This is a genomic window from Herbaspirillum lusitanum P6-12, assembly GCF_000256565.1.
Classification (GTDB): domain Bacteria; phylum Pseudomonadota; class Gammaproteobacteria; order Burkholderiales; family Burkholderiaceae_D; genus Herbaspirillum; species Herbaspirillum lusitanum.
The window spans coordinates 1-2,921 of the sequence record NZ_AJHH01000290.1; the positions used below are offsets into that span (position 1 = coordinate 1).

Annotated in this window: 3 protein-coding genes; 2 read left to right on the top strand and 1 reads right to left on the bottom strand. The window is 62.2% G+C overall.

The window, feature by feature from the left end:
* Positions 1-1,091: aminotransferase class V-fold PLP-dependent enzyme (locus tag HLUSI_RS0109210; RefSeq protein WP_016833693.1), on the bottom strand; the 1,091-nt coding region annotated here is incomplete at its 3' end.
* A 247-nt stretch (positions 1,092-1,338) separates the two neighbouring features.
* On the opposite strand from HLUSI_RS0109210, the gene HLUSI_RS0109215 reads away from it, so the two are divergent.
* Both HLUSI_RS0109215 and HLUSI_RS0109220 read left to right on the top strand, forming a co-directional pair.
* Positions 1,339-2,268, top strand: coding sequence for a LysR family transcriptional regulator (locus tag HLUSI_RS0109215; protein WP_016833694.1), 930 nt, complete (start codon positions 1,339-1,341; stop codon positions 2,266-2,268).
* A gap of 93 nt (positions 2,269-2,361) precedes the next feature.
* Positions 2,362-2,921 (top strand): FAD/NAD(P)-binding protein (locus tag HLUSI_RS0109220; protein ID WP_016833695.1); only part of this gene is annotated, 560 nt, incomplete at its 3' end.

Consider the following 2,921-nt stretch of genomic DNA (forward strand, 5'->3'; position numbering starts at 1 on the left):
GGCCGGCCCAGCGCCGTCAGCACGTAAGACGGTGCGGCATTGGCCGAATTGCAGGCCGATCCGGCCGACACCGCGATATCCAGCAGTTGTCCCGCCACCGAAATTTCCCCGTCCAGGTCAAAACTCACATTGAGATTGTGCGGAATGCGCGCCGTCGCGGAGCCATTCAGCACCACGCCGGGCAAGTCCTTCAATCCCTCCCACAAACGGTCGCGCAGCACGCCGATGCGTGCCGCTTCGGTGTCCTGCAAATTTGCCGCCAGCGCAAAGGCTTCGCCCATGCCGACGATCTGGTGCGTCGGCAGCGTCCCTGAGCGCATGCCGTTTTCATGGCCGCCGCCGTCGATCTGCGCTTCCAGCCGGAGCGCGGGATTGTTGCGCACGAACAGGGCGCCGATGCCTTTCGGGCCGTAGATCTTGTGCGCGCTGAATGACATGAGGTCCACTTTGAGCGTGGCGAGATCGATGGCGATCTTGCCGACCGCCTGCACTGCGTCGACGTGGAAAAGGATGTCGCGCGCGGCGCAGATTTCGCCGAGCTCTTCAATCGGCTGGATCACGCCGATTTCGTTGTTGACCATCATGACCGACGCCAGGATGGTGTCCGGACGCAAGGCTTCCGCGAATTGCGCGACGGTGATCAGGCCGTCGGTCCCGGGCTGCAAGAAGCTGACCTCGAAACCGGCGCGCTCCAGCGTGTGCATGGTGTCGAGCACCGCCTTGTGTTCGGTGGCGACGGTAATCAGGTGCTTGCCGCGGCCGGCTGCGCGCAAAGCGTGGGCGGCGCTTTTCAGCGCCAGGTTGTTGGATTCGGTGGCGCCCGAGGTCCAGACGATTTCGCTTGCCTGGGCGCCGACCAGTGCGGCAACTTGCTTGCGCGCTTTTTCCACGGCGGCCTTGGCTTCCCAGCCGAATGAATGGGAGCTGCTGGCCGGATTGCCGAATTTCTCCGTCAGGTAGGCAAACATGCGCGTGGCTACCAGCGGATCGACCGGCGTCGTCGCCGAATAGTCCAGATAGATGGGGAATTGCAGCGGCGTCTGGTCCTGGCCGCTGGAGGTAATCGGGATACAGGCAGAGGAAGCAGTCATGGCGATGAATCCGAAGGAGAGATGCGCTTACGGTACGATGAAATCAATAGACGAAAAACGAATATAAAATTATTTCATTATTCATTTATGTAATTTGAGGCTGAGGCGGCGGTCGCAGCTGGATTGCATGCGTGAGGCCGGTCTGCCGGTCCTTAAGCTGATTTTCGTATTAACTTATGCAAAATGATTATACTTAATTAGAATAAACATCTGCCTATAATCCAAAAATAATATAGATCATCATAATATGGACTTAAATCAACTGGAAGCCTTTTCGGCGGTGATGACCATCGGCAGCGTGACGGGAGCCGGGCGCAGCCTTGGCCGTTCGCAGCCCGCCGTCAGCAAAGCGCTCCAGGATCTGGAAAGCGAACTCGGCTACGCCTTGTTCGACCGCAACGGCCCGCGCGTGACGCCGACCGACAAGGCGTTCCTGCTGTACGAAGAAGTGGAGCGCTCGCTGGTCGGACTGCGCACCATCCGCGAACGCGCGCTCGAGATCGGCCGCGAAGAACTCCAACCCATCCATCTGGTGGCGACCCCTGCGCTGGCCTCGACGATTGCGCCTGCGGCGCTCAAGATGATCGAAAAGAACGGCTTGCCTGAACATATCCACCTGCGCAGCGCCTCGGCCGAACAGGTGGTGCACTCGGTGCTGCATCGAACGGTGAGCCTCGGGCTGACCAGCCTGCCGGTGGCGCATCGCGGCCTCGATCTGCACTGGATCGGCCAAGCGCCTTGCGTGGCGGTGCTGCGTGCAGACAGCCCGCTGGCCAGGCTGGATGTCGTCACCGTCGACGCCTTGCGCGGCGAACGCGTCATCACCATGTCCAACCGCTATCGCCTGCGCCAGCGCATCGACATGGCATTGGCGCAGGATAAGCCGCTCGACGTCGCCATCGAAACCAACACCTCCTTCAACGCCGTCATGGCGGCGCACGCCGGACTGGGCGTGGCGCTGGTCGAGCCGATGACCGCGCTGGGCATGCCTATCGAAGGCCTGGCGGTACGGCCGCTGGCGGTCAATATTCCGTTCTACTTCGGCGTGGTCACGCCGTTCGGCAAGCCGGTGGACGCCGTGACGCAGGCGCTGATCGCGGCCATCGAGACGGCGGCGCGCAATATCCTGCACGGCTTCGTCCGACGCGACGCCGGCGATCACGACGATTTGTTGTAACGGCATCATGGATAAGGCAAGCACAGGCAACATGCAGACATACAATTCAAATTCAGCGGTATCAGCGGTATTCACAAGGGAAGGGCGTGCATCGTGAGTGAAGCGACGACCTCGGCAGCAAGCGGGCTGGCCGCGCTGGAAGCGCGCCTGCGGCAAGACCTGGCCTGGCTGGAATTGCCGGCCAAGTCCTGGGTTCCCCAGAAGACGGTGGACAACCAGCCGGTACTCGACGTCGCCGTCATCGGCGGCGGCCAGGCCGGCATGGCGGCGGCGGTGTCGCTGCTGCACCTGGGCGTCAACGCCGTGATTTACGACCAGTCCCCGGCCGGTTTCGAAGGCCCTTGGGCGACCACCGCGCGCATGGAAACCCTGCGTTCGCCGAAGAAGCTCACCGGTCCCGCGCTGGGCTTCGCCGCGCTGACTTTCCGCGCCTGGTTCGAGGCGCAATTCGGGCTCGACGCCTGGGAAGCGCTGGACAAGATTCCGCGCCTGCAATGGATGGATTACCTGCGCTGGTATCGCAAGGTGATGGCGCTGGACGTGCGCAACGACCATCGCATGGAGCTGATCCGTCCGCGCGCAGACGGTCTGGTCGAACTTCACATTGCGGCGCCGTCCGGCAAGTCCTGCCGCGTGCCTTGTGGGCGCATTCG